This is a genomic window from Treponema sp. R80B11-R83G3, from assembly GCF_054786115.1.
This window is the reverse complement of sequence record NZ_BDHF01000232.1, coordinates 1-1,249: the sequence shown is the minus strand read 5'-3', so window position 1 is coordinate 1,249 and position 1,249 is coordinate 1. Positions and strand designations below refer to the sequence as shown.

Below are 1,249 nucleotides of genomic sequence, written 5' to 3'. Positions count from 1 at the left end.
CACATAACCGCCGTATTTATTGACGATCTTTACCCCTTCGTAGTACGTAGGCTCGTCGCCCTGCTCAACATAGTATTTATTGGTCAGCGCGGGATTCGTGTTATCCGTGGGGTTTTCGGGCATTATCATAATCCGCAGCATATTCAACCCCAGCCCCTTATCGGGATTGAACATTATTTCATAATCATTGAGTTTAAGTTTTTGGTTCAACGCCGTTTGGAAACTGTTGGAACCCATGCCGCCGTAACCGCGCACATACTGTTTTTTTCTACTGCTTAGAACTACAGTCGCGTTGGGGTTAAGTTCGGCAATTACGGTTATGGTCGCCGTTTGGCTGGTTATGGATTTTGAAACGTCGCCCGCCGTACTGGTAACAACGCAATAATAGTTGTAATCACCGGGGGCCGCGAGATTTATGGTACTGGTCGCGTCAGTGGCCCCGTCTACCCGCGCTCCGTCTTTATTCCCCATACTGTTGACCGAGTACCATTGATAGGATAAAGTCCCCGTATCGCCGTCCGCTTGTCCCGCTTCAATTATAAGGTCTACATTTCCAACCTGTTTTGTGTCGTTGGCAGGCTGTTGTTTTATGATTGGATATTTAACTGACGCGTCCGCGCTCTCTACGGTAACTACAATAAGATTGCTGGTAAGGGTAGCTGTTTTCTTACCGTTTACTTTATTATTGGTATTGGTAACTTCAACATAATAAAGGTATATTCCCTCATCAACCAGAGGTACATCGATGGAGGAGGACCATTCATCTTTTTCAGTTATAGCCTCTCCGACAGGCTCATCATATTCCGCAGCCAGAGAAAACCATTGATAGGTTATAAAGCCGTTGTCCGGCGCAGTCGCGACAGCAACTAAATGAACAGTATCACCCGGTTCAATAGACTTGCCGAGCGGCTCATCGTCAAATACCGGAATTGCCGCGTCAACTACCTCAACTTTTGCGCCTTCTACATCGCAAGTTGTGAAAAAAAACATAACAAGAGCGCATATAAGCGTAAAGGTTATTATTCCTATTCTTGTAAATTTCCGTACTTTCATACAAATTTCTCCTATTTTCACATATGTAAGTTACAGCAAGTTAAAAATTTTTCTACCATAATCACACAACGTGTGATTTTTTCCAAACTATAGTTCCCCAGCAATCTTATTGTAGTTACCGTAGAGAGCGCGGACGCGTCAGTTAAATATCCAATCATAAAACAACAGCCTGCCAACGACACAAAACAGGTTGGAA

At 44.1% G+C, this 1,249-nt stretch carries 1 pseudogene; it reads right to left on the bottom strand.

What is annotated here, in order from left to right:
• Positions 1–1,053 (bottom strand): annotated as a pseudogene (locus ACYVRH_RS12905) (hypothetical protein); the annotation flags it as partial.
• Between the last annotated feature and the right edge of the window lie 196 nt (positions 1,054–1,249).